General features: G+C 57.1%; 21 protein-coding genes. 13 read left to right on the top strand and 8 right to left on the bottom strand.

Annotated elements, in window-relative coordinates; all coding sequences use genetic code 11:
- Positions 1-102: 102 nt before the first annotated feature.
- Genes hemY through hemC form a run of 4 tightly spaced genes read right to left on the bottom strand, consistent with a single transcriptional unit; the run spans position 103 to position 4,211 of the window.
- Complete coding sequence (gene hemY, locus EDF82_RS24755) at positions 103-1,299, bottom strand: protoheme IX biogenesis protein HemY (protein WP_123758117.1); 1,197 nt, start codon at positions 1,297-1,299, stop codon at positions 103-105.
- Positions 1,300-1,302: 3 nt separating this feature from the next.
- On the bottom strand, positions 1,303-2,511 hold the full coding sequence (gene hemX / locus EDF82_RS24750) for a uroporphyrinogen-III C-methyltransferase (RefSeq protein ID WP_123758116.1): 1,209 nt from the start codon (positions 2,509-2,511) through the stop codon (positions 1,303-1,305).
- A gap of 21 nt (positions 2,512-2,532) precedes the next feature.
- A complete protein-coding gene (gene hemD, locus EDF82_RS24745; RefSeq protein ID WP_123758115.1) occupies positions 2,533-3,273 on the bottom strand; it encodes a uroporphyrinogen-III synthase in 741 nt (246 codons plus the stop codon).
- Positions 3,270-4,211, bottom strand: coding sequence for a hydroxymethylbilane synthase (hemC, locus tag EDF82_RS24740; RefSeq protein WP_123758114.1), 942 nt, complete (start codon positions 4,209-4,211; stop codon positions 3,270-3,272). Before hemC ends, hemD begins: the two co-directional genes overlap by 4 nt.
- Before the next feature lie 348 nt (positions 4,212-4,559).
- Here hemC and cyaA point away from each other — a divergent pair, with 348 nt between their 5' ends.
- Positions 4,560-7,112: a class I adenylate cyclase gene (gene cyaA / locus EDF82_RS24735; RefSeq protein WP_123758113.1), complete on the top strand. Its 2,553-nt coding sequence runs from the start codon at positions 4,560-4,562 to the stop codon at positions 7,110-7,112.
- Between the two features lie 62 nt (positions 7,113-7,174).
- On the opposite strand, the gene cyaY is transcribed toward cyaA, so the two are convergent.
- Positions 7,175-7,495, bottom strand: coding sequence for an iron donor protein CyaY (gene cyaY, locus EDF82_RS24730; RefSeq protein WP_123758112.1), 321 nt, complete (start codon positions 7,493-7,495; stop codon positions 7,175-7,177).
- A 138-nt stretch (positions 7,496-7,633) separates the two neighbouring features.
- Here cyaY and EDF82_RS24725 point away from each other — a divergent pair, with 138 nt between their 5' ends.
- The 9 genes from EDF82_RS24725 (at position 7,634) to EDF82_RS24690 (ending at position 15,680) form a co-directional block, all read left to right on the top strand.
- The gene (locus EDF82_RS24725) at positions 7,634-7,837 is read left to right on the top strand and encodes a lipoprotein (RefSeq protein WP_123758111.1); all 204 of its coding nucleotides are present in this window, start codon (positions 7,634-7,636) and stop codon (positions 7,835-7,837) included.
- Positions 7,838-7,872: 35 nt separating this feature from the next.
- Positions 7,873-8,697 (top strand): diaminopimelate epimerase, encoded by an 825-nt coding sequence (gene dapF, locus EDF82_RS24720; protein ID WP_123758110.1) that lies wholly within the window; start codon positions 7,873-7,875, stop codon positions 8,695-8,697.
- Entirely contained in the window at positions 8,694-9,401 is a 708-nt protein-coding gene (locus tag EDF82_RS24715) for a DUF484 domain-containing protein (protein WP_123758109.1), read from the top strand. The genes dapF and EDF82_RS24715 overlap by 4 nt, the downstream gene beginning before the upstream one ends.
- Entirely contained in the window at positions 9,398-10,300 is a 903-nt protein-coding gene (xerC, locus tag EDF82_RS24710) for a tyrosine recombinase XerC (protein ID WP_123758108.1), read from the top strand. Before EDF82_RS24715 ends, xerC begins: the two co-directional genes overlap by 4 nt.
- Positions 10,300-11,016 (top strand): 5-amino-6-(5-phospho-D-ribitylamino)uracil phosphatase YigB, encoded by a 717-nt coding sequence (gene yigB, locus EDF82_RS24705; protein ID WP_123758107.1) that lies wholly within the window; start codon positions 10,300-10,302, stop codon positions 11,014-11,016. Before xerC ends, yigB begins: the two co-directional genes overlap by 1 nt.
- A gap of 78 nt (positions 11,017-11,094) precedes the next feature.
- On the top strand, positions 11,095-13,257 hold the full coding sequence (gene uvrD / locus EDF82_RS24700) for a DNA helicase II (protein WP_123758106.1): 2,163 nt from the start codon (positions 11,095-11,097) through the stop codon (positions 13,255-13,257).
- A gap of 148 nt (positions 13,258-13,405) precedes the next feature.
- Entirely contained in the window at positions 13,406-13,462 is a 57-nt protein-coding gene (gene ysgD / locus EDF82_RS25705) for a YsgD/CorL family protein (RefSeq protein ID WP_350028775.1), read from the top strand.
- 148 nt (positions 13,463-13,610) lie between these two features.
- A complete protein-coding gene (gene corA, locus EDF82_RS24695) occupies positions 13,611-14,561 on the top strand; it encodes a magnesium/cobalt transporter CorA (RefSeq protein WP_123758105.1) in 951 nt (316 codons plus the stop codon).
- A 216-nt stretch (positions 14,562-14,777) separates the two neighbouring features.
- Positions 14,778-15,680 (top strand): endonuclease/exonuclease/phosphatase family protein, encoded by a 903-nt coding sequence (locus tag EDF82_RS24690; RefSeq protein WP_045853602.1) that lies wholly within the window; start codon positions 14,778-14,780, stop codon positions 15,678-15,680.
- A gap of 58 nt (positions 15,681-15,738) precedes the next feature.
- On the opposite strand, the gene rarD is transcribed toward EDF82_RS24690, so the two are convergent.
- Both rarD and yigI read right to left on the bottom strand, forming a co-directional pair.
- Positions 15,739-16,632 (bottom strand): EamA family transporter RarD, encoded by an 894-nt coding sequence (gene rarD / locus EDF82_RS24685; protein WP_123758104.1) that lies wholly within the window; start codon positions 16,630-16,632, stop codon positions 15,739-15,741.
- A 49-nt stretch (positions 16,633-16,681) separates the two neighbouring features.
- Complete coding sequence (gene yigI / locus EDF82_RS24680; protein WP_123758146.1) at positions 16,682-17,146, bottom strand: acyl-CoA thioesterase YigI; 465 nt, start codon at positions 17,144-17,146, stop codon at positions 16,682-16,684.
- A 156-nt stretch (positions 17,147-17,302) separates the two neighbouring features.
- Between yigI and pldA the strand changes: the two genes are divergently transcribed.
- From pldA to rhtC, 3 genes are all read left to right on the top strand, one after another.
- Complete coding sequence (gene pldA, locus EDF82_RS24675; RefSeq protein ID WP_123710423.1) at positions 17,303-18,175, top strand: phospholipase A; 873 nt, start codon at positions 17,303-17,305, stop codon at positions 18,173-18,175.
- 67 nt (positions 18,176-18,242) lie between these two features.
- Entirely contained in the window at positions 18,243-20,069 is a 1,827-nt protein-coding gene (gene recQ / locus EDF82_RS24670; protein ID WP_123758103.1) for an ATP-dependent DNA helicase RecQ, read from the top strand.
- Between the two features lie 84 nt (positions 20,070-20,153).
- Positions 20,154-20,774, top strand: coding sequence for a threonine export protein RhtC (gene rhtC, locus EDF82_RS24665; RefSeq protein ID WP_123758102.1), 621 nt, complete (start codon positions 20,154-20,156; stop codon positions 20,772-20,774).
- Between the two features lie 44 nt (positions 20,775-20,818).
- On the opposite strand, the gene rhtB is transcribed toward rhtC, so the two are convergent.
- Positions 20,819-21,439 (bottom strand): homoserine/homoserine lactone efflux protein, encoded by a 621-nt coding sequence (gene rhtB / locus EDF82_RS24660; RefSeq protein ID WP_123758101.1) that lies wholly within the window; start codon positions 21,437-21,439, stop codon positions 20,819-20,821.
- Positions 21,440-21,487 lie beyond the last annotated feature (48 nt).

Here is a 21,487-nt window from a genome sequence, read left to right as displayed (position 1 = left end):
GATGGCAAAAGCAAGAATGAAGCAAGAGAAAGGAAGAGAGAGTAAAAGCGGGTGCTGAGGAGAGCGCTATCGCCCCCAGAAGAGGCGATAGCAAAAGGGCGGTTACGCTTGCGGATTGTTCTGCAGGGTTAACAGCAGGCCATCACGGCGCATTAATGCCGCCTCTTCCGGTTGATGCATCCGGTCCAGCGTATCGGCCAGCCAGGCATAATCGAACGCATCCGGACGCTGTTTCAGCGCGGCACGAAACGCAATGCTGGCTTCTTGCCACTCGCCGTGACGCATCAGGGATTGCCCCAGGGTGCTCCACAGCAATGGACGATCGCCGACGGTTTTGATCTGCTGACGCAGGACTTTTTCCAGCTGCTCAGGATTATTGGTCTTCAGGCGCGGAATCAGCATCGCCAGGCGGTCGTCATACTGCTTTTTCAGACCGTCGATAATAATCTGCTGTGCGGTATCGTGATCGTCGCTCTCAATCAGCAGGTTCGCCATCGCCACCTGCAACGTTACCTGGCTGCGGGTTTTGCGATTCTGGCTCTTCCACCATTCACGCAGCCCATCGCTACCGCGGTCGGCCAGCGTTTGCCCCATCAGGCCAACCCAGGCCTGCTGCTCCAGCGCAGCGCGGTGTTCTTCATCGCCGACGTTGGCTTTCGCCATGGACGGGATGATATCCAGCAGGGAATTCCACGCCCCGGTGCGGGTATAGGCTTGCTCAGCCAGACGCAGTACTTCCGGATGTCTGGGGGTAATTTCCAGCAATTTATCAATGCCGTGGCGCGCCGCAAGATTCTCATTGCGGGCCAGCTGCAGACGCACGCGAGCGATCTCAACCGGGATGAGATCGTCCCCGGCCAGCTCAGTCGCGCGTTCCAGATGCTGATTGGCCCGGGCATCATCGCCACGCTGCTGCGCCGCTTCCGCCGCCATCAGGTAGTTCACCACCGGCTGCTCAGCATGATCGGCGTTTTTCGCCATCAGCTTCTCAACCTGCTGATAGTCGCCTTCCGCCAGTTTGAGCAGCGCCTGCTCGGTCTGTTTACGCGCGCGACGGCGCTTACGACCAACGAACCAGCCGCGGGTATGCGCGCCGGTGCGGAAAATACGGCGGAACAGCCATTCGATAGCAAACAACACCACCATCGTGAGGATCATGATGATGACCAGCCCGGTGACGCTGGTTTCGATATTGTAGTTATCGGTCTGGATCAGCACGTATCCCTGGTGCCCGGAAATAATCGGACCGACCACGATCCCGGCGATCAACAGCGCGAACAGTAAGAGAATTTTCAACATGCGTTACTCTCCTTGTGCCGCGTGTGCAGGTGCCGGTTCAGATGCTGGCGCAGGTGCCGATGGGGCAGGGGCTGCCGGAGCCGGTGCGCTGCTCTGGGTGACGGCAGGCTGTGCCATCAGGCTGCGGACCCGCGTTTGCATCAGCTTCTCAAGGATGGCCTGGCTCTGCAGATTATCCGGCACGCTCATCGTGATGCTTTGCTGGCTCAGCTTATCGACATCCTCAAGGAAGGCCTTGGTCGTGGCATCTTCGGTATCGTAATACGCCCGCACCCACGTCGAGACGTTATCCAGCGCCTGCTTGTAGGTTTCTTCCTGATGGCGCGGGACCGCCTGGGCAGCAACCAGCAGACGAGAGCGAATATTTTCGCGCAGATAGACGTCCTGGTTCGGCGCCAGCAGCGGCACTGCCGTTTCGTCGCGACGACGAATGGTAATAAAGCTGTCCATAAAGTTCTGCCAGCTTTTCTGCAGATTGACGCGCCATTCGCCAATGGAGCTGGAGAGCTCTTCGCTGTCGGAATCCATCGGGGAGTCATCGTCGTTGTTGTCGGCGAGACGCAGGTTATCAATCTGGTTCGCGAGCTGGTTGACCTTGAGGATAATACCGTCGTAGTCCACCTGGCTGACCGCGGACAACGAGGTAATATCGTCGGTGATGGCGCGGCGGGCGCTAATCAGGCTGGGATCGTTCATATCGGCGAGGCTGGCGTCGGCGCTTTTCAGCAGCGCGGCGGCGGTGGTGACGTCCTGATCGCTCCACAGCTTACGCCCGGCAGATTTCACCAGGAAGTCGGCCTGTGCCAGCAGCCAGGTTTTGGCATCGCTGCCGGAAATCACCGCTACTTTTTGTTGCACCTCTTCCAGCTGCTTCGTCAGCGCTTCCTGCTGATGCTTCGCGTCGGCGAGCTGGTCAGCCTGCTGTTTAAGCAGACTGTCGAATTCATTTTTCTGGCTCTCTTGCGCTTTAAGCAGCGCGGCGACCTGGTCGCCAAGCACCGTACTGGTTTCGTTCTGCCGGGAGACTTGCTGTTTATTCAAACTAAACAGGCCCACGCCAGCGGCGAGGGCAATGGCGATAGCCACCGCGCTAAGGACGAGGCTGGTTTTATTACCGCCGTTTTTCTTTCCGCTATTCTCTGGCTGTGGCGTCTTGTCCACGGCCTCCCTGGTCTCTTCAACCACGGCGGATTGGTTTTGTTGTTCCGTCATTATGGCTTCCAATGTTGAGAGTTATTGTAATGCGCGTAGCAGCGCATCGTTGTCGGCACCATCGGCAACCTGGATATCCTGCCAGCCCAAATCACGGGCCTGCCGGGCCAGGCGTTCACTGACAACGACAATGCGACAGCGTAGGAGCCACCGCTCGTGATACCACTGCGGCATCAGTGTCCAAAGCTGTTGCAGCATCTCACCGCTGGTGATGACCAGGGTGTTGATGCCGCGGGACTGCCAGCGCATTGCTTCTTCTGCGCCATCATAATGCTTTGTATTACGTTGATAACATTCACAAAAAGTGACTTCAGCACCGCGTTCACGGAGCGTTTCACCTAACAATTCCCGCCCACCATTACCGCGAAGAAGAAGCGCCTTCTTTCCCGCAATGTTTTGTAATTCAGGTAATTGTAGCAAGACTTCGCTGATTTCCCGATCTAATGGGTAGCGAATATTCTGACCACTGACCGTATGCAGCGCCAGTGCGGTGGTGCGGCCGATTGCGAAATAGTCCGCTGTCTGCGGCCAGCGCTGGCCCAGCTGCTGCAGGCGCGCGTGAGCAAACTCGACGGCGTGCTGCGACAGCGCGAACAGGAGATCGCCGGCTGATAAGGCGGCCAGCTGACCGCTTAACGCGTGCAGTTGGCGACCGGGGGTAAATTCAATAAGCGGAAAGCTCCAGGCCTCCTGTCCTTGTAAGCGCAGGCGGCTGACCAGCTCTTCGCCTTGCGGCAGCGGACGGGTGACCAGGATGCTCATCGCGGCGCTTCTCCGGCATACACCGCGGCGAGAATATCGCGGGCGCCGTTATCCAGCAGTTCTTCAGCAAGGGAAACACCGAGACGTTCCGCCTCTTGCGGATGACCGCGTCGCTCGCCCTGGACCATTTGCGAACCGTCAGGTGCGCCAACCAGCGCCCGCAGCCACAGCTCACCATCGATAAGCTCGGCGTAGCTGCCGATAGGCACCTGACAGCCACCTTCCAGCCGGGTGTTCATCGCCCGTTCGGCGCGGACCCGAATGGCGGTCTCGTCGTGATTGAGCGGGGCCAGCAGCGTCTGCGTCCAGCTATCGTCCAGGCGACATTCAATTCCAACGGCGCCCTGGCCGACGGCAGGCAGTGACTGCTCCGGCGTCAACGGCTGGCGAATGCGCGCTTCCAGCCCCAGGCGCTTAAGCCCGGCGGCGGCGAGGATGATGGCGTCATATTCGCCGCTATCGAGTTTGCCGAGACGCGTACCCACGTTGCCGCGCAGCGAGCGGATCACCAGGTCCGGACGGCGTGCGGCGAGCTGGCACTGACGGCGTAAACTTGATGTGCCAACGATGCTGCCGTGCGGCAGCGCATCGATTGAGGCGTAGTTATTCGAGACGAAAGCGTCGCGCGGATCTTCGCGCTCGCAAATCGTGACCAGTCCCAGCCCCTCAGGGAACTCGACGGGAACATCTTTCATGGAGTGCACGGCGATATCCGCGCGTCCTTCCATGATGGCCAGCTCTAATTCTTTGACAAATAAACCTTTACCGCCCACTTTTGCCAGCGGCGTATCAAGGAGTACGTCGCCACGCGTGACCATCGGCACCAGTTCTACGACCAGGCCAGGATGGCAGGACTCAAGGCGATCTTTCACATAATGCGCCTGCCATAGCGCAAGTGGGCTTTGCCGTGTGGCAATTCTCAAAACTTTGTCTAACATGCTTGTTACCGTCATTGTCGACCACAAACTATCCTAACATTGTTGCCTTAGGGATGTTAGTTTTGTGGGTATAGGGCCGTGGCGCTTTGGTTATTGACGTTTGATGCGCATCGCGGTTGCCGCAACCGTAGTGATGAATTTACACACAGTAAACGGTGCTACACTTGTATGTAGCGCATCTTTCTTTACGGTCAATCAGCAAGGTGTTAGATTGATCACGTTTTAAACCATTTGTCCGTCAGCAGTTCATCACAACCACACCGACGACGAATGGTGACGGTTTTTGTTGAAATACTGAAATCCTCCGTACTATTGTACGACGGTTTTTTGAACATCAGGCGATATGTCTTGTACCTCTATATTGAGACACTGAAACAGAGACTGGATGCCATCAACCAACTGCGCGTAGATCGCGCGCTTGCTGCCATGGGACCCGCTTTCCAGCAGGTTTACAGTCTACTGCCGACATTATTACATTATCATCACCCGTTGATGCCGGGTTACCTTGACGGTAACGTTCCCCGTGGCATTTGCCTCTACACGCCTGATGAAACCCAACGCCACTACCTTGATGAGCTGGAACTCCACCGGGGCCTGCTGACGCAGGAGCCGCCGAAAGGCGAGCTGCCGATCACCGGCCTGTACTCGATGGGCAGTACCTCCTCTGTAGGGCAAAGCTGTTCCTCCGACCTCGATATCTGGGTGTGCCATCAGGCATGGCTCGATACCGAAGAACGCCAGCTGTTACAACGTAAATGCAGCCTGCTTGAAAGCTGGGCGGCATCGCTGGGCGTTGAAGTCAGCTTCTTCCTGATTGACGAAAACCGCTTCCGCCACAATGAAAGCGGCAGCCTGGGCGGCGAAGACTGCGGCTCCACGCAGCATATTTTGCTGCTCGATGAGTTCTACCGCACCGCGGTGCGCCTCGCCGGGAAACGTATTCTGTGGAATATGGTGCCGTGCGAAGAAGAAGATCACTACGACGATTACGTCATGAGCCTGTATGCCCAGGGCGTACTGACGCCAAACGAGTGGCTGGATCTCGGCGGCCTGAGCTCGCTGTCGGCGGAAGAGTACTTCGGCGCCAGCCTGTGGCAGCTGTATAAAAGCATCGATTCGCCCTATAAGGCCGTGCTGAAAACCCTGCTGCTGGAAGCGTACTCCTGGGAGTACCCGAACAACCGTCTGCTGGCGAAAGACATTAAACAGCGCCTGCATGATGGTGAGATCGTTTCGTTTGGTCTCGACCCTTACTGCATGATGCTGGAGCGCGTAACCGCCTATCTGCAGGCGATCGAAGATGACACCCGTCTCGATCTGGTACGCCGTTGCTTCTACCTGAAAGTCTGCGAAAAACTCAGCCGCGAGCGCGCCTGCGTGGGCTGGCGTCGTGAAGTCGTTAGCCATCTGGTCAAAGAGTGGGGCTGGGATGAAAAGCGTCTGATGATGCTGGACAACCGGGCGAACTGGAAGATCGACGAAGTCCGCAAAGCGCACAACGAACTGCTGGATGCGATGATGCAAAGCTATCGCAACCTGATCCGCTTTGCGCGGCGCAATAACCTGAGCGTTTCCGCCAGCCCGCAGGATATCGGCGTGCTGACCCGTAAGCTGTATGCCGCGTTTGAAGCGCTGCCGGGGAAAGTGACCCTGGTGAACCCGCAAATTTCACCGGATCTCTCCGAGCCGAATCTGACCTTTATCCACGTGCCGCCAGGCCGCGCCAACCGCACCGGCTGGTACGTCTATAACCGCGCGCCGGATATGGAATCGATCATCAGCCATCAGCCGCTGGAATATAACCGTTATCTTAATAAGCTGGTGGCATGGGCCTGGTTTAATGGCCTGCTGACGTCACGTACTCGCCTGTTTATTAAGGGCAACGGTATCGTCGATCTGGCGAAATTGCAGGAGATGGTGGCCGATGTGTCGCACCACTTCCCGCTGCGCCTGCCGTCGCCAACGCCAAAAGCGCTGTACAGCCCGTGCGAAATTCGCCACCTGGCCATTATCGTTAACCTCGAATATGACCCGACCGCGGCGTTCCGCAATCAGGTAGTGCATTTTGACTTCCGTAAGCTGGATGTCTTTAGCTTCGGTGAAGAGCAGAAGTGTTTAATTGGCAGCGTCGACCTGCTGTATCGTAACTCGTGGAACGAAGTGCGAACCCTGCACTTTAACGGCGAGCAGGCGATGATCGAGGCGCTGAAAACCATTCTGGGCAAGATGCACCAGGATGCGGCGCCGCCGGACAGCGTTGAAGTCTTCTGCTACAGCCAGCATCTGCGCGGCTTAATCCGTACCCGCGTGCAGCAGATGGTTTCTGAATGTATTGAACTGCGTCTTTCGAGTACCCGCCAGGATACCGGCCGCTTTAAGGCGCTGCGGGTGTCCGGGCAGACCTGGGGCCTGTTCTTCGAACGGCTGAACGTTTCGGTGCAGAAGCTGGAAAACGCGATCGAATTCTACGGCGCTATCTCGCATAACAAACTGCACGGCCTGTCGGTGCAGGTGGAAACCAACCACGTTAAGCTGCCGCAGGTGGTGGACGGGTTTGCCAGTGAAGGGATTATTCAGTTCTTCTTTGAAGATGCTGATAACGACAGCGGGTTTAACATTTATATCCTCGACGAGAGTAACCGCGCTGAGGTGTATCACCACTGTGAAGGCAGTAAAGAGGAACTGGTGCGTGACGTGAGCCGTTTCTACTCGTCATCCCATGACCGCTTTACCTACGGCTCCAGCTTTATCAACTTCAACCTGCCGCAGTTCTATCAGATTGTTGACGTAGACGGCCGACCGCAGGTGATTCCTTTCCGTAGCCAGGCGATCGGCACCACCGCGACGCCGGTGAGCCAGGATACGACCGTTTCGCCGATGCTGCAGCAGCACTATTCCTGAGAACGTCTCCTGAGTACCGGTAACCCGGATAACGCGCGACGCGCCGCTATCCGGGCATATCCTTAGCGGAAGCTGACCTCTTCGCCGGCCTGCTGCGTGGCCGCCTGTTCCAGCAGATCCCAGAAGGTTTCCCCGCTGCGATCGCAAACCCACTCATCACCTTTTAAATCAAAATGATAGCCGCCCTGTTTTGTGGCAAGCCACACCTGATGCAGCGGCTCCTGACGGTTGATAATGATTTTGCTGCCGTTTTCAAAACTGAGGGTCAGTACGCCGCCGTTAATTTCACAGTCGATATCGCTATCGCCGTCGCGGTCGTCCAGACGCTCTTCGATGGTCATCCACAGGCTGTCAGCCAGGCGATGGAATTCACTGTCGTTCATCGTTCTACCCTGCTTTTTTGAAGATGCCGGCAGTATAGCGCGAAACAAAAGCGCGCGCAGTCGGATGCTAAACGCTTGCTTTTACGTCTTCTCCTGCGATGATAGAAAGCAGAAAGAGTGAATCACGGGCAACTATCAATGAAAAACGTTTTTCCAGCGCTTGCCGTTTTATTGGCGGTCTTTAGCCTGACCGGCTGTGGTCTGAAGGGACCGTTGTACTTCCCTCCGGCAGAAAAGACGGCTGCACCGCCGACCAAACCGGTCGATAGCGGGATCCAGAGCACGACGCCAGATCGTAACGATCGCGGTGATAGCGGCGGCCCGACCCAGATAAACTATTAACGATAACGTTCTGTTCCGCGCAACTGGAGTAGATGATGCAGTTCTCTAAAATGCATGGCCTTGGCAACGACTTTATGGTCGTTGACGCGGTAACGCAGAATGTTTTTTTCTCACCGGAGCTGATTCGCCGCCTGGCGGATCGTCATCTGGGCGTTGGTTTCGATCAGCTGCTGGTGGTTGAACCGCCTTACGATCCTGATCTGGATTTCCACTATCGCATCTTCAACGCCGACGGCAGTGAAGTCTCGCAGTGCGGCAACGGCGCGCGCTGCTTTGCCCGCTTCGTGCGCCTGAAAGGCCTGACCAATAAACGTGACATCCTCGTGAGCACGGCGAACGGTCGTATGGTATTAAGCGTAACGGAAGACGATCTGGTGCGGGTGAATATGGGCGAGCCGAACTTCGAGCCCTCTCAGGTGCCTTTCCGCGCCAACAAAGCGGAAAAGACCTATATCATGCGCGCGGCGGAACAGACAGTATTGTGCGGCGTCGTCTCGATGGGCAATCCGCACTGTGTTATCCAGGTCGATGATGTGGAAACCGCGGCGGTAGAAACGCTGGGCCCGGTGATGGAAAGCCACGAACGCTTCCCGGAACGCGCGAACATCGGCTTTATGCAGGTCGTCGAGCGAAATCGCATTCGTCTGCGGGTATATGAACGCGGCGCGGGTGAAACCCAGGCCTGCGGCAGCGGCGCCTGTGCGGCGGTCGCGGTGGGCATCCAACAAGGATTGCTGGCCGAAGAAGTACGCGTGGAATTGCCAGGCGGGCGTCTTGATATCGCCTGGAAAGGCCCGGGCCAACCGTTGTTTATGACTGGCCCGGCGGCACATGTCTACGACGGATTTATTCACTTATGAAACAAGTCGGGGAAGAACAGCAGGAAATCACTGGCGCGCTGGACGATCGCGCGGTGGTGGACTATCTGTTGCAACATCCTGAATTCTTTATTCGCAATGCCGCCCTCGTGGAGCACATGCGCGTACCGCATCCGGTGCGTGGCACCATTTCGCTGGTGGAATGGCATATGGTGCGGGCACGTAACCATATCAACGTGCTGGAAGAGAACATGATGCTGCTGATGGAGCAGGCGACGGCGAATGAAAGCCTGTTCCAGCGCCTGCTGCATTTGCAAACGCGGCTGGCGTCGGCGGAAAGCCTCGATGAGATGCTGAACCGCTTTCACCGCTGGGCCCGTGAGATCGGGCTGGCGGGGGCGACGGTGCGTCTGTTTCCCGACAGCTGGCGGCTCGGTGCGCCATCGAAATTCACTCATCTGGCGCTGAGCCGACAGGCGTTTGAGCCCATTCGCATCCAGCGTCTTGGCCAGGCACGCCACTATCTCGGGCCGCTACACGGGCCGGAACTGCTGGTGGTGCTGCCTGAAGCGAAAGCCATCGGGTCGGTCGCGATGTCGCTGCTCGGCGGCGATGACGCGCCTGGCGTGATGCTGTTCAGCAGCCGTGACGCTCAGCATTATCAACCCGGGCAGGGGACGCAGCTGCTGCAGGAGATCGCATTAATGCTGCCGGGACTGTTGGAGCGCTGGGTTGAACGCGCATGACCGACTCCCCGTTATTCACCGCCGTTGAACGCTTTCTGCGCTATCTGGGCGTGGAGCGTCAGCTCAGCCCGATTACGCTGCTGAACTACCGGCGCCAGCTCGAGGCGCTGATGGCGCTGGCTGAACCGGCAGGGCTGAAAAGCTGGCAGCAGTGCGATGCCGCTCAGGTTCGTGGCCTGGCGGTGCGCAGCCGGAAGCAGGGCCTGGGGCCTGCCAGCCTTGCGCTGCGGCTTTCCGCGTTGCGCAGCTTCTTTGAGTGGCTGGTGGCGCAGGGCGAGCTGACAGCGAACCCGGCAAAAGGCATCTCCGCCCCGAAAATTCCGCGTCACTTACCAAAAAATATCGACGTCGATGACGTGAACCGACTGCTGGATATCGATCTCAACGATCCGCTGGCGGTGCGCGACCGGGCGATGCTGGAAGTGATGTACGGTGCGGGCCTGCGCCTCTCTGAGCTGGTCAATCTCGATATCAAACACCTCGATCTGGAATCCGGAGAGGTGTGGGTGATGGGGAAAGGCAGCAAAGAGCGCCGCCTGCCGATTGGCCGCAGCGCGGTGGCGTGGATTGAGCACTGGCTCGATCTCCGCGGGCTGTTTGGCACCGATGACGACGCGCTGTTTTTATCCAAATTGGGGAAACGTATTTCCGCGCGAAACGTGCAGAAGCGTTTTGCCGAATGGGGCATCAAGCAGGGGCTGAACAGCCACGTGAATCCGCATAAACTACGTCACTCGTTTGCGACGCATATGCTCGAATCGAGCGGCGATCTGCGTGGCGTGCAGGAGCTGCTGGGCCACGCCAATCTGTCCACCACTCAAATCTATACCCATCTTGATTTTCAACACCTTGCCTCGGTGTATGATGCGGCGCATCCGCGCGCCAAACGGGGGAAATAATGCGCTTTTACCGACCTCTGGGCCAGATTTCTGCTTTGACGTTTGACCTGGACGATACCCTTTACGACAACCGCCCGGTCATCGACCGCACGCTGCATGAATCGCTGGCCTTCGTGCGGCAATACCATCCGGCGCTGAGCCACTTCGACGTTCACGAGCTGCACCAGCTACGCGAAACGTTGCTGGAGACGGAGCCGGAGATTTACCACGACGTGACCGAATGGCGCCGCCGCGCGCTGGTGCTGGGAATGACGAATGCCGGGCTATCCGCCGGGCAGGCTGCCGAAGGCGCAGAGGCGGCAATGGCCAATTTTGCCCACTGGCGCAGCCTGATCGATGTCCCGCAGGAAACCCACGATACGCTGGCCGCCCTGGCAAAAAAATGGCCGCTGGTGGCGGTGACGAACGGGAACGCGCAGCCGGAACGCTTTGGGCTGAATGACTATTTCCGTTTTGTATTACGTGCCGGCCCGGACGGACGCTCGAAACCCTTTGCCGATATGTATCATCTGGCGGCCGAGCGCCTCGAACTGCCGCTCGGCCAGATACTGCACGTGGGGGATGACCTGACGACCGATGTCGCCGGGGCGATCCGCTGCGGCATGCAGGCCTGCTGGATCAAACCGCAGGGGGCCGACCTGATGCGCGCCAGCGACAGCCGCCTGCTGCCGCACATTGAAATTTCGCAGTTGGCATCTCTGACCTCGCTGATATAATCACCACTAGTTCTGTATATATTAACAGTATGCCCGGTAGACCTTGCGTGACCGGGCAGCTCTTTTCCGGCGGTGCCAATGGACGTTTCTTACCTGCTCGACAGCCTTAATGACAAACAGCGCGAAGCCGTTGCCGCTTCGCGTACCAATATGCTGGTTCTGGCTGGAGCGGGCAGCGGTAAGACTCGTGTCCTGGTGCATCGTATCGCCTGGCTGCTGAGCGTGGAAAACTGCTCACCCTATTCGATTATGGCGGTGACCTTTACCAACAAAGCGGCAGCAGAGATGCGTCATCGTATCAGCCAGCTGATGGGAACCAGCCAGGGCGGCATGTGGGTCGGCACATTCCACGGACTGGCCCACCGACTGCTGCGGGCCCACCATCTGGATGCTAACCTGCCGCAGGATTTTCAGATCCTCGATAGCGAAGATCAGCTGCGTCTGCTGAAACGCCTGATTAAAGCCATGAACCTCGACGAGAAGCAGTGGCCGCCGCGTCAGGCAATGTGGTACATCAACAGCCAGAAAGACGAAGGGCTACGCCCGCACCATATTCAAAGCTACGGTAACCCGGTTGAGCAAACCTGGCAGAAGGTCTATCAGGCCTATCAGGAAGCCTGCGATCGCGCCGGTCTGGTGGATTTTGCCGAGCTGCTGCTGCGCGCGCACGAGCTGTGGCTCAACAAGCCGCATATTCTCCAGCACTACCGTGAGCGCTTCACCAATATCCTCGTCGATGAGTTTCAGGATACCAACAACATCCAGTACGCCTGGATTCGCCTGCTGGCGGGCGACAGCGGCAAGGTAATGATTGTCGGCGATGACGACCAGTCGATCTACGGCTGGCGCGGCGCCCAGGTAGAGAACATCCAGCGCTTCCTTAACGACTTCCCCGGTGCAGAAACCATCCGCCTGGAGCAGAACTACCGTTCAACCAGCAACATCCTGAGCGCGGCGAACGCCCTGATTGAAAACAACAGCGGGCGTCTGGGAAAAAAACTGTGGACCGATGGCGCCGACGGCGAACCGATCTCGCTCTATTGCGCCTTCAACGATCTCGATGAAGCGCGCTTTGTGGTTAACCGTATTAAGACCTGGCAGGAGAACGGCGGGGCGCTGGAGCAGTGCGCGATTTTGTATCGCAGCAACGCCCAGTCGCGTTTGCTGGAAGAGGCGCTGTTACAGGCCAGCATGCCGTACCGGATCTACGGTGGTATGCGCTTCTTCGAACGCCAGGAAATTAAAGATGCGCTGTCGTATCTGCGCCTGATTGCCAACCGCAACGACGACGCGGCCTTTGAGCGCGTGGTGAATACCCCGACGCGCGGCATCGGCGATCGCACGCTCGACGTGGTGCGTCAGACCTCGCGCGATCGTCAGCTCACGCTGTGGCAGGCGTGCCGTGAACTGCTGAAAGATAAAGCCCTGGCCGGTCGTGCCGCCAGCGCGTTACAGCGTTTTATGGAGCTGATAGACGCCCTGGCGCAGGAAACCGTGGATATGCCGCTGCATGTCCAGACCGACCGGGTCATTAAGGATTCCGGCCTGCGGATCATGTACGAGCAGGAGAAAGGCGAGAAGGGCCAGACCCGTATTGAAAACTTAGAGGAACTGGTGACGGCAACGCGCCAGTTCAGCTACAACGACGAAGATGAAGATTTAATGCCGCTGCAGGCGTTTCTCTCCCACGCCGCGCTGGAAGCGGGCGAAGGGCAGGCGGATACCTGGCAGGACGCGGTACAGCTGATGACCCTGCACTCGGCGAAAGGCCTGGAGTTCCCGCAGGTGTTTATCGTCGGCGTGGAAGAGGGGATGTTCCCGAGCCAGATGGCGCTGGATGAAGGCGACCGTCTGGAAGAAGAGCGTCGCCTGGCCTACGTTGGCGTGACGCGGGCGATGCAGAAGCTGACCCTGACCTATGCGGAAACCCGTCGGCTGTACGGCAAAGAGGTCTACCACCGTCCGTCGCGCTTTATCGGCGAGCTGCCGGAAGACTGCGTGGAAGAGGTGCGTCTGCGGGCGACGGTGAGCCGTCCGGTCAGCCATCAGCGAATGGGAACGCCGATGGCGGAAAACGATACCGGCTACAAGCTGGGCCAGCGGGTTCGCCATCCTAAGTTCGGCGAAGGTACCATCGTCAATCTGGAAGGAAGCGGCGAACACAGTCGCTTGCAAGTGGCGTTCCAGGGGCAAGGTATCAAATGGCTGGTGGCGGCTTATGCGCGGCTGGAAACAGTGTAACATTAAGAAAAATATCGTTTTTTTATAATTATCTGCTAGCCTTATATGCTAAAGGGCAGGATTTGCTCTTTAGCGTTCCGTTGCGTGTTGACGCCGTTTTTGCGCTGGCGTAACATGCGCGCACGATTACGCTAAGAGGACATTCGCCTTGGACACACCCAGTAGATGCTGGCTCAACTTCCTGTCCGTCAGGAACAACTCCTAAGGCTATCCTCTTATGCTGATAGCCTTAGCGGTTGTCGGCGACCCGTCATTCCCGTCGCTCTGAGTCAGGCTTAATGGTCTGAAACCCAAATTGTTTCTGTGTGCCCACCGAACTGTCCGATAATTTTTTTGCATTGGGAGTCCCGGTCATGCTGAGCGCATTTCAACTGGAAAATAATCGTTTAACACGCCTGGAAGCGGATGAAATAAAACATCTCGCCAGTTCGGTGTGGGTCGATCTGGTGGAGCCAGACGACGATGAACGAAGCCGCGTACAGACGGAATTGGGTCAGAACCTGGCTACCCGCCCGGAACTGGAAGACATCGAAGCATCGGCGCGTTTCTTCGAAGACGAAGACGGTTTGCACATTCACTCATTCTTCTTTTTTGAAGATGCCGAAGACCACGCCGGTAACTCCACCGTGGCGTTTACGATTCGTGAAGGGCGCCTGTTCACCCTGCGCGAGCGCGAACTGCCCGCGTTTCGTCTCTATCGCATGCGCGTGCGCAACCAGCTAATGGTTGATGGCAACGCCTATGAGCTGCTGCTGGATCTGTTCGAAACCAAAATTGAACAGCTGGCGGATGAAATCGAAAACATCTATAGCGACCTGGAAAAACTCAGCCGCGTGATTATGGAAGGCCGTCAGGGCGACGAGTACGATGACGCGCTGTCAACGCTGGCGGAACAAGAGGATATCGGCTGGAAGGTGCGCCTGTGTCTGATGGATACCCAGCGAGCGCTGAACTTCCTGGTGCGTAAGGCCCGTTTGCCGGCGGGGCAGCTGGAGCAGGCGCGCGAGATCCTGCGCGATATCGAATCTCTGCTGCCGCATAACGAATCGCTGTTCCAGAAGGTCAACTTCCTGATGCAGGCGGCGATGGGCTTTATCAACATCGAGCAGAACCGCATCATCAAGATCTTCTCGGTGGTCTCCGTAGTCTTCCTGCCGCCAACCCTGGTGGCGTCAAGCTATGGGATGAACTTTGAGTTTATGCCCGAGCTGCACTGGAGCTTTGGTTATCCGGGGGCGATCGTCTTTATGATGCTGGCCGGCCTGGCGCCATATCTCTACTTTAAGCGTAAAAACTGGCTTTAAAACAATAAATTATATCAAAACCGGCCGCCTTATAAGGTGGCCGGCTTTTTTTCGCCTTTATGTCGGCCGCCGCGCCGGGGAACGGAAACAGGCTTTGATTATCGCGAGTGACTTAATTCTCTACGCATCAGAAGTGTGGGCCATAAGTCACATAAAAGCTGAGGGGTAATTGTTACCATCGCAATATTCCCGATAAAAAAAAGGTGAAATTTTATAATGAAAAGTATCTTTACACTACCCTTCCTGGCGCTTGCCTGCCTCTCCGTTAATGCACAAGCTGTTGAAAAACTTGCTGGTAATGAAATTCTTGCGGTTCAAAAAGGCGGCGTTGCGGATAAAGTCTACGCCGAGAATTATCCTCAGCTGAAGATTGCGACCTATAACATCGGCAAGAATGAAGCGTCCGATAACGTGGCGGATTTTACTGCACTCAATTTAGCGATTAAGAACATCGGCGCCGATATTATTGCGGTTCCGGAAGTCGATAATAAAACCGCCAGAAGCCAGAAAATCGATCAGCTAAAAACCATCGCGGACGCTAACGGCTATCACTACGCCTTCGGCAAAGCGCTGGATTTCGACGGCGGTGAGTATGGTCTCGGTATTCTGTCCAAATATAAAATCGACCACACCCAGGTGATTAAGCTGCCGTCGGGGGATGCCGAGCAGCGAATCGCGCTATTGGCGCAAATCGCCGTTCCCGGCTTTGACAGCCCGGTGCTGGTGATGGTGACCCATCTCGACTGGCAGAAGGATCCGACGATGCGCGTGGAGCAGGTTCGCCATCTTCTGGACGTGAGCATCGGCGATGCCCCATCCGACTTTAAAGATATCGCCTCATCGATCAAAATTCTCGCGGGTGATTTTAACTCCACGCACGATGAGCAGCCGTTAAAAGAGGTGGGTTATTTCTTTAACCCCGTGGTGAAGCAGGGGACGGATTACCGCACCTGGCCCGCGGTTAACCCGGCAATAGATATTGACCATATTTTTACCTTCAAGGGGCAAAAATGGAATGTGAAAAAAATCGAGGTGCCGCATAACTCGCCGGCCTTTGCCTGGTCATCCGCCAGCGATCATTTACCCCTGATTGCCGAGCTGGAGCTCACCGAGCAGTAAAAATAACGCGCCGGCCTCTGCGGATGAGAGGCCGGCGCGTGAGGCGGACGCGACGGCGCTAAGCCCGACGCAGCCGGCGCTGGGTGTACAGCGCATCGACGATAAACACCGCCAGCGCAATCCAGATAAAGGCGAAGGTCACCATCTTATCGGCCCCTGGCACTTCCCCGTAAAACACCACCGCCAGCAGGAACATCAGCGTTGGACCAATATACTGGAAGAACCCCAGCGTAGAGAGTCGCAGGCGGGTGGCGGCGCCGGTAAAGCACAGTAGCGGAATAGTGGTGACAACCCCGGCCGCCATCAGCAGCAGGTTCAGCGACCACGGGTTTTGCCCCATATGGCTGGTCGGGCTATCGGCGATGGCGAACAGATACAGCGCCGCCACCGGTAACAGCCACAGAGTTTCCACCAGCATGCCGGTTTGCGCATCGACGGCTATCTTTTTACGCAGCAGCCCGTAAAAGGCGAAGCTAAAGGCCAGCCCCAGGCCGATAATCGGCAGCGAACCAAAGGTCCACAGCTGTACCAGCACGCCGCAAAGCGCCAGCAGTACCGCCAGCCACTGCATCCGGCGGAAGCGCTCGCCGAGGAAGATCATCCCCAGCACAATATTCACCAGCGGGTTAATAAAGTAGCCAAGGCTAGCTTCCAGCATATGGTGGTTATTCACCGCCCAGATGAAAAGCAGCCAGTTGCCGCCAATCAGCACCGCCGACACCGCCAGCAGGAGCACCTTTTTCGGCGTCTGCAGCAGCTTTTTAACCTGCGGCCACTGGCGGCTAAAGCTAATAAGCGCCAGCATAAAGAAGAAGGACCAGATCACGCGGTGAGTCAGAATTTCATCTGCGGGAACGTAGTAGATAAGCTTGAAATATGCGGGTGCAACACCCCAGATAAAATAGGCGGCAAGAGCCAGAATAACGCCAAGCCGCGTTTGTTTTGCATCCATCGGTAAAATCCGTTACGCCAAAACAGCGATGTTACTCGATTTACGCCGATCAACCCACCATATACGTCGCCGTGGCGCTGGCGATATAAACCTGCTCTTCGTTATGTAATTCTACGCGGGCGACCGCCACTTTATTCCCGGCGCGCAGCAGGCTGCTGGTGGCGGTGAAGTGCTCTCCGCGGCCCGGCCGCAGGTAGTCGACGCGCAGGTCGATGGTGCCCATACGCGACAGGCGCTGGCGCAGCTCTTCTTCGTTGATGGTCTCATGGCGGGTCAGCGTACTGCCGACGCACACCAGGCCGGCGGCAACGTCCAGCGCCGAGGCGATCACGCCGCCGTGCAGAATGCTTTGCGCCCAGTTGCCGACCATCATAGGCTGGTTTTTAAAGCTCAGCTGGGCGAACTCTTTTTCGTAACGCTCTAACTTCAGGCCTAAGGCGCGGTTGAAAGGCATGTGGTCGACAAAAATTTCGCCTACCAGCTTAAGGGCGGCTTCGGCAGTAAGTTCAGACATGACGATGATATCCATTCGTTAATGAGATGTTGATTTTATGCTTCTAAAACGGTGATTACCACTTTCAGAACGGATAACCGGGCAGGGCGGTTATAAACAGGTAGAATGGGTCCGGGGTAAAACAGAAATAAAAATCACTCATTCAGGAGAACAGCAATGCGTATCTCTTTGGCCTGGCTGCTGGCGCTGGTTGCGCTCCCGGCCGGCGTTTTGGCGCAGGACGTGCCGATTAATCATCAGGTCCACGATACTCCCGCGGTGCGCGGCAGCATTATCGCTAACCTGCTACAGGATCATGATAATCCGTTCCTGCTCTATCCCTATGAGAGCAACTACTTGCTCTATACGTGGAGCAGCGATATCAACAAGGAAGCGATATCCAGCTATGACTGGGCCGAAAATGCCCGCAAAGATGAGGTGAAATTCCAGCTCAGCCTCGCCTTCCCGCTGTGGCGCGGGATCCTCGGTGATAATTCGCTGCTCGGTGCCTCCTATACGCAGAAATCCTGGTGGCAGCTCTCAAACAGCAAGGAGTCCGCGCCGTTTCGCGAAACGAACTATGAGCCGCAGCTGTTCCTCGGCTTTGCGACGGATTATCGGCTTGCCGGCTGGACGCTGCGCGATATTGAGGTAGGCTATAATCACGACTCCAACGGCCGCTCCGATCCCACCTCCCGCAGCTGGAATCGCCTGTATACCCGCCTGATGGCGCAAAACGGCAACTGGCTGGTGGAAGTGAAGCCCTGGTACGTTATCGGCAGCACCGATGATAATCCGGACATCACCAAATATATGGGCTATTACCGCCTGAAGGTTGGCTATCAGCTGGGCGATGCCATACTCAGCGCGCAGGGGCAATATAACTGGAATACCGGCTACGGCGGCGCAGAGGTTGGCGTCAGCTATCCGATTACCCGCCACGTGCGTTTTTATACCCAGGTCTACAGCGGCTATGGCGAGTCGCTTATCGACTATAACTTTAACCAGACGCGTGTTGGCGTCGGTGTAACGCTCAACGATCTGTTTTAATCGTTGCACTCTGGCTCACGGGCGCTGAAAATAGCGCCTGTTTTCTTTTCAGGCAGGTGGGGTCAACGTGGTGCAGGCGGAAGTATTGAATCAAACAGTGCTGGCAAAGCAGGTTTTACAGGAAACCTTCGGCTACCAGCAGTTTCGCCCTGGCCAGGAAACCATTATCGACACGGCGTTGGGCGGGCGTGACTGCCTGGTTGTCATGCCCACCGGCGGCGGTAAATCGCTGTGCTATCAGGTACCGGCACTGGTACTGGGTGGCCTGACCGTCGTCGTGTCGCCGCTGATCTCGCTGATGAAAGATCAGGTCGACCAACTGCTGGCCAACGGCGTGGCCGCCGCCTGTCTTAACTCGACGCAGAGCCGCGAACAGCAGCAGGACGTGATGGCGGGCTGTCGCAACGGCCAGATCCGCCTGCTGTATATCGCCCCTGAGCGATTGATGCTGGATAACTTCCTCGAGCATCTCAGCCACTGGAACCTGGCGATGCTGGCGGTGGATGAAGCCCACTGTATTTCCCAATGGGGGCATGACTTCCGTCCGGAGTATGCCGCGCTGGGCCAGCTGCGTCAGCGCATGCCGCAGATCCCGTTTATGGCGTTGACGGCGACCGCCGATGACACCACCCGCCGCGATATTGTGCGCCTGCTGGGGCTGAACGACCCGCTGATTCAGGTCAGCAGCTTCGATCGCCCCAACATCCGCTATATGCTGATGGAGAAGTTTAAACCTCTCGATCAGCTGATGCGCTACGTGCAGGACCAGCGTGGCAAATCGGGCATCATCTACTGCAACAGCCGTTCGAAAGTGGAAGATACCGCCGCCCGTCTGCAAAGCCGGGGTATCAGCGCCGCGGCCTATCATGCCGGGTTGGAAAACGACATCCGGGCGGACGTGCAGGAAAAATTTCAGCGCGACGATCTGCAAATCGTCGTCGCGACCGTTGCCTTCGGCATGGGGATCAACAAACCCAACGTCCGCTTCGTGGTGCACTTCGACATTCCCCGCAATATTGAATCCTATTACCAGGAAACCGGGCGCGCCGGGCGCGATGGCCTGCCGGCAGAAGCGATGCTGTTTTACGATCCGGCCGATATGGCGTGGTTACGCCGCTGTCTGGAGGAGAAACCCGCCGGGCCGCTGCAGGATATTGAACGCCATAAGCTCAACGCGATGGGCGCGTTTGCCGAAGCGCAAACCTGCCGCCGCCTGGTGTTGCTGAACTATTTTGGCGAGGGGCGTCAGGAGCCGTGCGGTAACTGCGATATCTGCCTCGACCCGCCAAAACAGTACGACGGCTTAATGGACGCGCGTAAGGCGCTGTCGACCATTTACCGCGTGAATCAGCGCTTCGGGATGGGCTATGTGGTTGAGGTGCTGCGCGGGGCCAATAATCAGCGCATTCGCGAGATGGCCCATGACAAGCTGCCGGTGTACGGCATAGGTCGCGATCAGAGCCACGAGCACTGGGTGAGCGTGATTCGCCAGCTGATTCATCTCGGCCTGGTGACGCAAAATATTGCCCAGCATTCGGCGCTACAGCTGACCGAAGCCGCCCGTCCGGTACTGCGTGGCGAGGTGCCGCTGCAGCTCGCCGTGCCGCGTATCGTGGCGCTCAAACCGAAGGCGATGCAAAAAACCTTCGGCGGCAACTACGATCGCAAGCTGTTCGCCAAGCTGCGCAAGTTACGCAAGGCTATTGCCGACGAAGAGAATATCCCGCCGTATGTCGTCTTTAACGACGCGACGCTGATTGAAATGGCCGAGCAATCGCCGATCACCGCCGGTGAGATGCTGAGCGTCAACGGCGTGGGCACGCGGAAACTGGAGCGCTTCGGTAAAGAGTTTATGGCGCTGATCCGCGCCCATGTCGATGGTGAAGATGAGTAGTCAGCCGGGCCAAAAAGTGCCAGGATAGTTTCGGTCTTCACTATATTCCTGCTAGTAAAATAGCCTGTTAAGTAGGGTTCAATCATGCTGATGCTTTTCCTGACCGTCGCGCTGGTGCATATCATTGCGCTGATGAGTCCTGGCCCGGATTTTTTCTTTGTTTCGCAGACCGCCGTCAGCCGCTCTCGTAAAGAGGCGATGATGGGCGTGCTGGGCATTACCGTTGGCGTCATGGTCTGGGCGGGCGTGGCGCTGCTTGGCCTGCACCTGATTATCGAAAAAATGGCCTGGCTGCACACCATTATTATGGTCGGCGGCGGCCTGTATCTGTGCTGGATGGGGTATCAGATGCTGCGCGGCGCGCTGAAGAAAAGCGACGTCACGGCGGCGGAACCGCAGGTTGAACTGGCCCGCAGCGGGCGCAGCTTTTTGAAAGGGCTGCTGACAAACCTCGCCAACCCGAAGGCGATCATTTACTTCGGTTCCGTGTTCTCGCTGTTTGTCGGGGATGATGTTGGCGCGGGCGAGCGCTGGGGTATTTTCCTGCTGATCGTCCTTGAAACCCTGGCCTGGTTCACCGTCGTCGCCAGCCTGTTTGCGTTACCGACGATGCGTCGCGGGTATCAGCGCATGGCGAAATGGATCGACGGTATTGCCGGTACGCTGTTTGCCGGTTTCGGTATTCATCTGATTATTTCACGCTAAGCAGATATGTCCCGGTTCGCCTGAGGTAAACCGGGACGCACTTCTCAGGCATGGCGTGCGGAAGCCAGCAACGCCCCTACCAGCATAAATAACGATCCGAACACCTTGTTCAAGGCCTTCATCTGCTTTGGACCTTTAATCCATGCCGCAATCCGCTGCGCCAGCGTTGCGTAGCCAATCATGACGATGATATCCACCACGACGGTCGTGACGCCCAGCACCAGATACTGCATGAGCTGGGGCTGATCCGGCGTGATGAACTGTGGGAACAGCGCGGCCAGGAAGACAATGCTCTTCGGGTTGGTGAGGTTAACGAACACCGCGCGCTGGAATAGTTTCCCGCGCGTTTGTGCCTTCGCCAGGGTGTTGAGGTTGAGGGAACCCGCCGCCCGCCACTGCTGAATACCCAGCCAGATAAGATAGGCTGCCCCGGCCCATTTCAGCACTTCGAAGGCCAGCACAGAACGGGAAAACAGCGTTCCCAGCCCAATCCCGACGAGTACGATATGAATGGCCAGCCCGGCCTGTAAACCAGCAATAGAGGCGGCCGCGCCACGGTAGCCGTGGTTGATTGAGGTCGTCATGGTATTAATCGCCCCGGATCCCGGCGACAGGCTGAGAATGATAGATGTCAGCAGATAGGCGAACCACCACTCGAACGTCATGAGAAACTCCCTGATTGTCTGTTTTTATGCCACAATACGCTATTGTGT

The sequence above is a fragment of the Klebsiella sp. BIGb0399 genome, from assembly GCF_003752615.1.
GTDB classification, from domain to species: Bacteria; Pseudomonadota; Gammaproteobacteria; order Enterobacterales; family Enterobacteriaceae; genus Klebsiella; species Klebsiella lignicola.
This window is presented reverse-complemented; position numbering and strand designations above follow the sequence as displayed.

What these genes read in the sequence shown, in the direction of transcription:
- hemY (WP_123758117.1), bottom strand. Translation starts at nt 1,299, where the DNA reads ATGTTGAAAATTCTCTTACTGTTCGCGCTGTTGATCGCCGGGATCGTG.
- hemX (WP_123758116.1), bottom strand. Translation starts at nt 2,511, where the DNA reads ATGACGGAACAACAAAACCAATCCGCCGTGGTTGAAGAGACCAGGGAG.
- hemD (WP_123758115.1), bottom strand. Translation starts at nt 3,273, where the DNA reads ATGAGCATCCTGGTCACCCGTCCGCTGCCGCAAGGCGAAGAGCTGGTC.
- hemC (WP_123758114.1), bottom strand. Translation starts at nt 4,211, where the DNA reads ATGTTAGACAAAGTTTTGAGAATTGCCACACGGCAAAGCCCACTTGCG.
- cyaY (WP_123758112.1), bottom strand. Translation starts at nt 7,495, where the DNA reads ATGAACGACAGTGAATTCCATCGCCTGGCTGACAGCCTGTGGATGACC.
- EDF82_RS24725 (WP_123758111.1), top strand. Translation starts at nt 7,634, where the DNA reads ATGAAAAACGTTTTTCCAGCGCTTGCCGTTTTATTGGCGGTCTTTAGC.
- dapF (WP_123758110.1), top strand. Translation starts at nt 7,873, where the DNA reads ATGCAGTTCTCTAAAATGCATGGCCTTGGCAACGACTTTATGGTCGTT.
- EDF82_RS24715 (WP_123758109.1), top strand. Translation starts at nt 8,694, where the DNA reads ATGAAACAAGTCGGGGAAGAACAGCAGGAAATCACTGGCGCGCTGGAC.
- xerC (WP_123758108.1), top strand. Translation starts at nt 9,398, where the DNA reads ATGACCGACTCCCCGTTATTCACCGCCGTTGAACGCTTTCTGCGCTAT.
- yigB (WP_123758107.1), top strand. Translation starts at nt 10,300, where the DNA reads ATGCGCTTTTACCGACCTCTGGGCCAGATTTCTGCTTTGACGTTTGAC.
- uvrD (WP_123758106.1), top strand. Translation starts at nt 11,095, where the DNA reads ATGGACGTTTCTTACCTGCTCGACAGCCTTAATGACAAACAGCGCGAA.
- corA (WP_123758105.1), top strand. Translation starts at nt 13,611, where the DNA reads ATGCTGAGCGCATTTCAACTGGAAAATAATCGTTTAACACGCCTGGAA.
- EDF82_RS24690 (WP_045853602.1), top strand. Translation starts at nt 14,778, where the DNA reads ATGAAAAGTATCTTTACACTACCCTTCCTGGCGCTTGCCTGCCTCTCC.
- rarD (WP_123758104.1), bottom strand. Translation starts at nt 16,632, where the DNA reads ATGGATGCAAAACAAACGCGGCTTGGCGTTATTCTGGCTCTTGCCGCC.
- yigI (WP_123758146.1), bottom strand. Translation starts at nt 17,146, where the DNA reads ATGTCTGAACTTACTGCCGAAGCCGCCCTTAAGCTGGTAGGCGAAATT.
- pldA (WP_123710423.1), top strand. Translation starts at nt 17,303, where the DNA reads ATGCGTATCTCTTTGGCCTGGCTGCTGGCGCTGGTTGCGCTCCCGGCC.
- rhtC (WP_123758102.1), top strand. Translation starts at nt 20,154, where the DNA reads ATGCTGATGCTTTTCCTGACCGTCGCGCTGGTGCATATCATTGCGCTG.
- rhtB (WP_123758101.1), bottom strand. Translation starts at nt 21,439, where the DNA reads ATGACGTTCGAGTGGTGGTTCGCCTATCTGCTGACATCTATCATTCTC.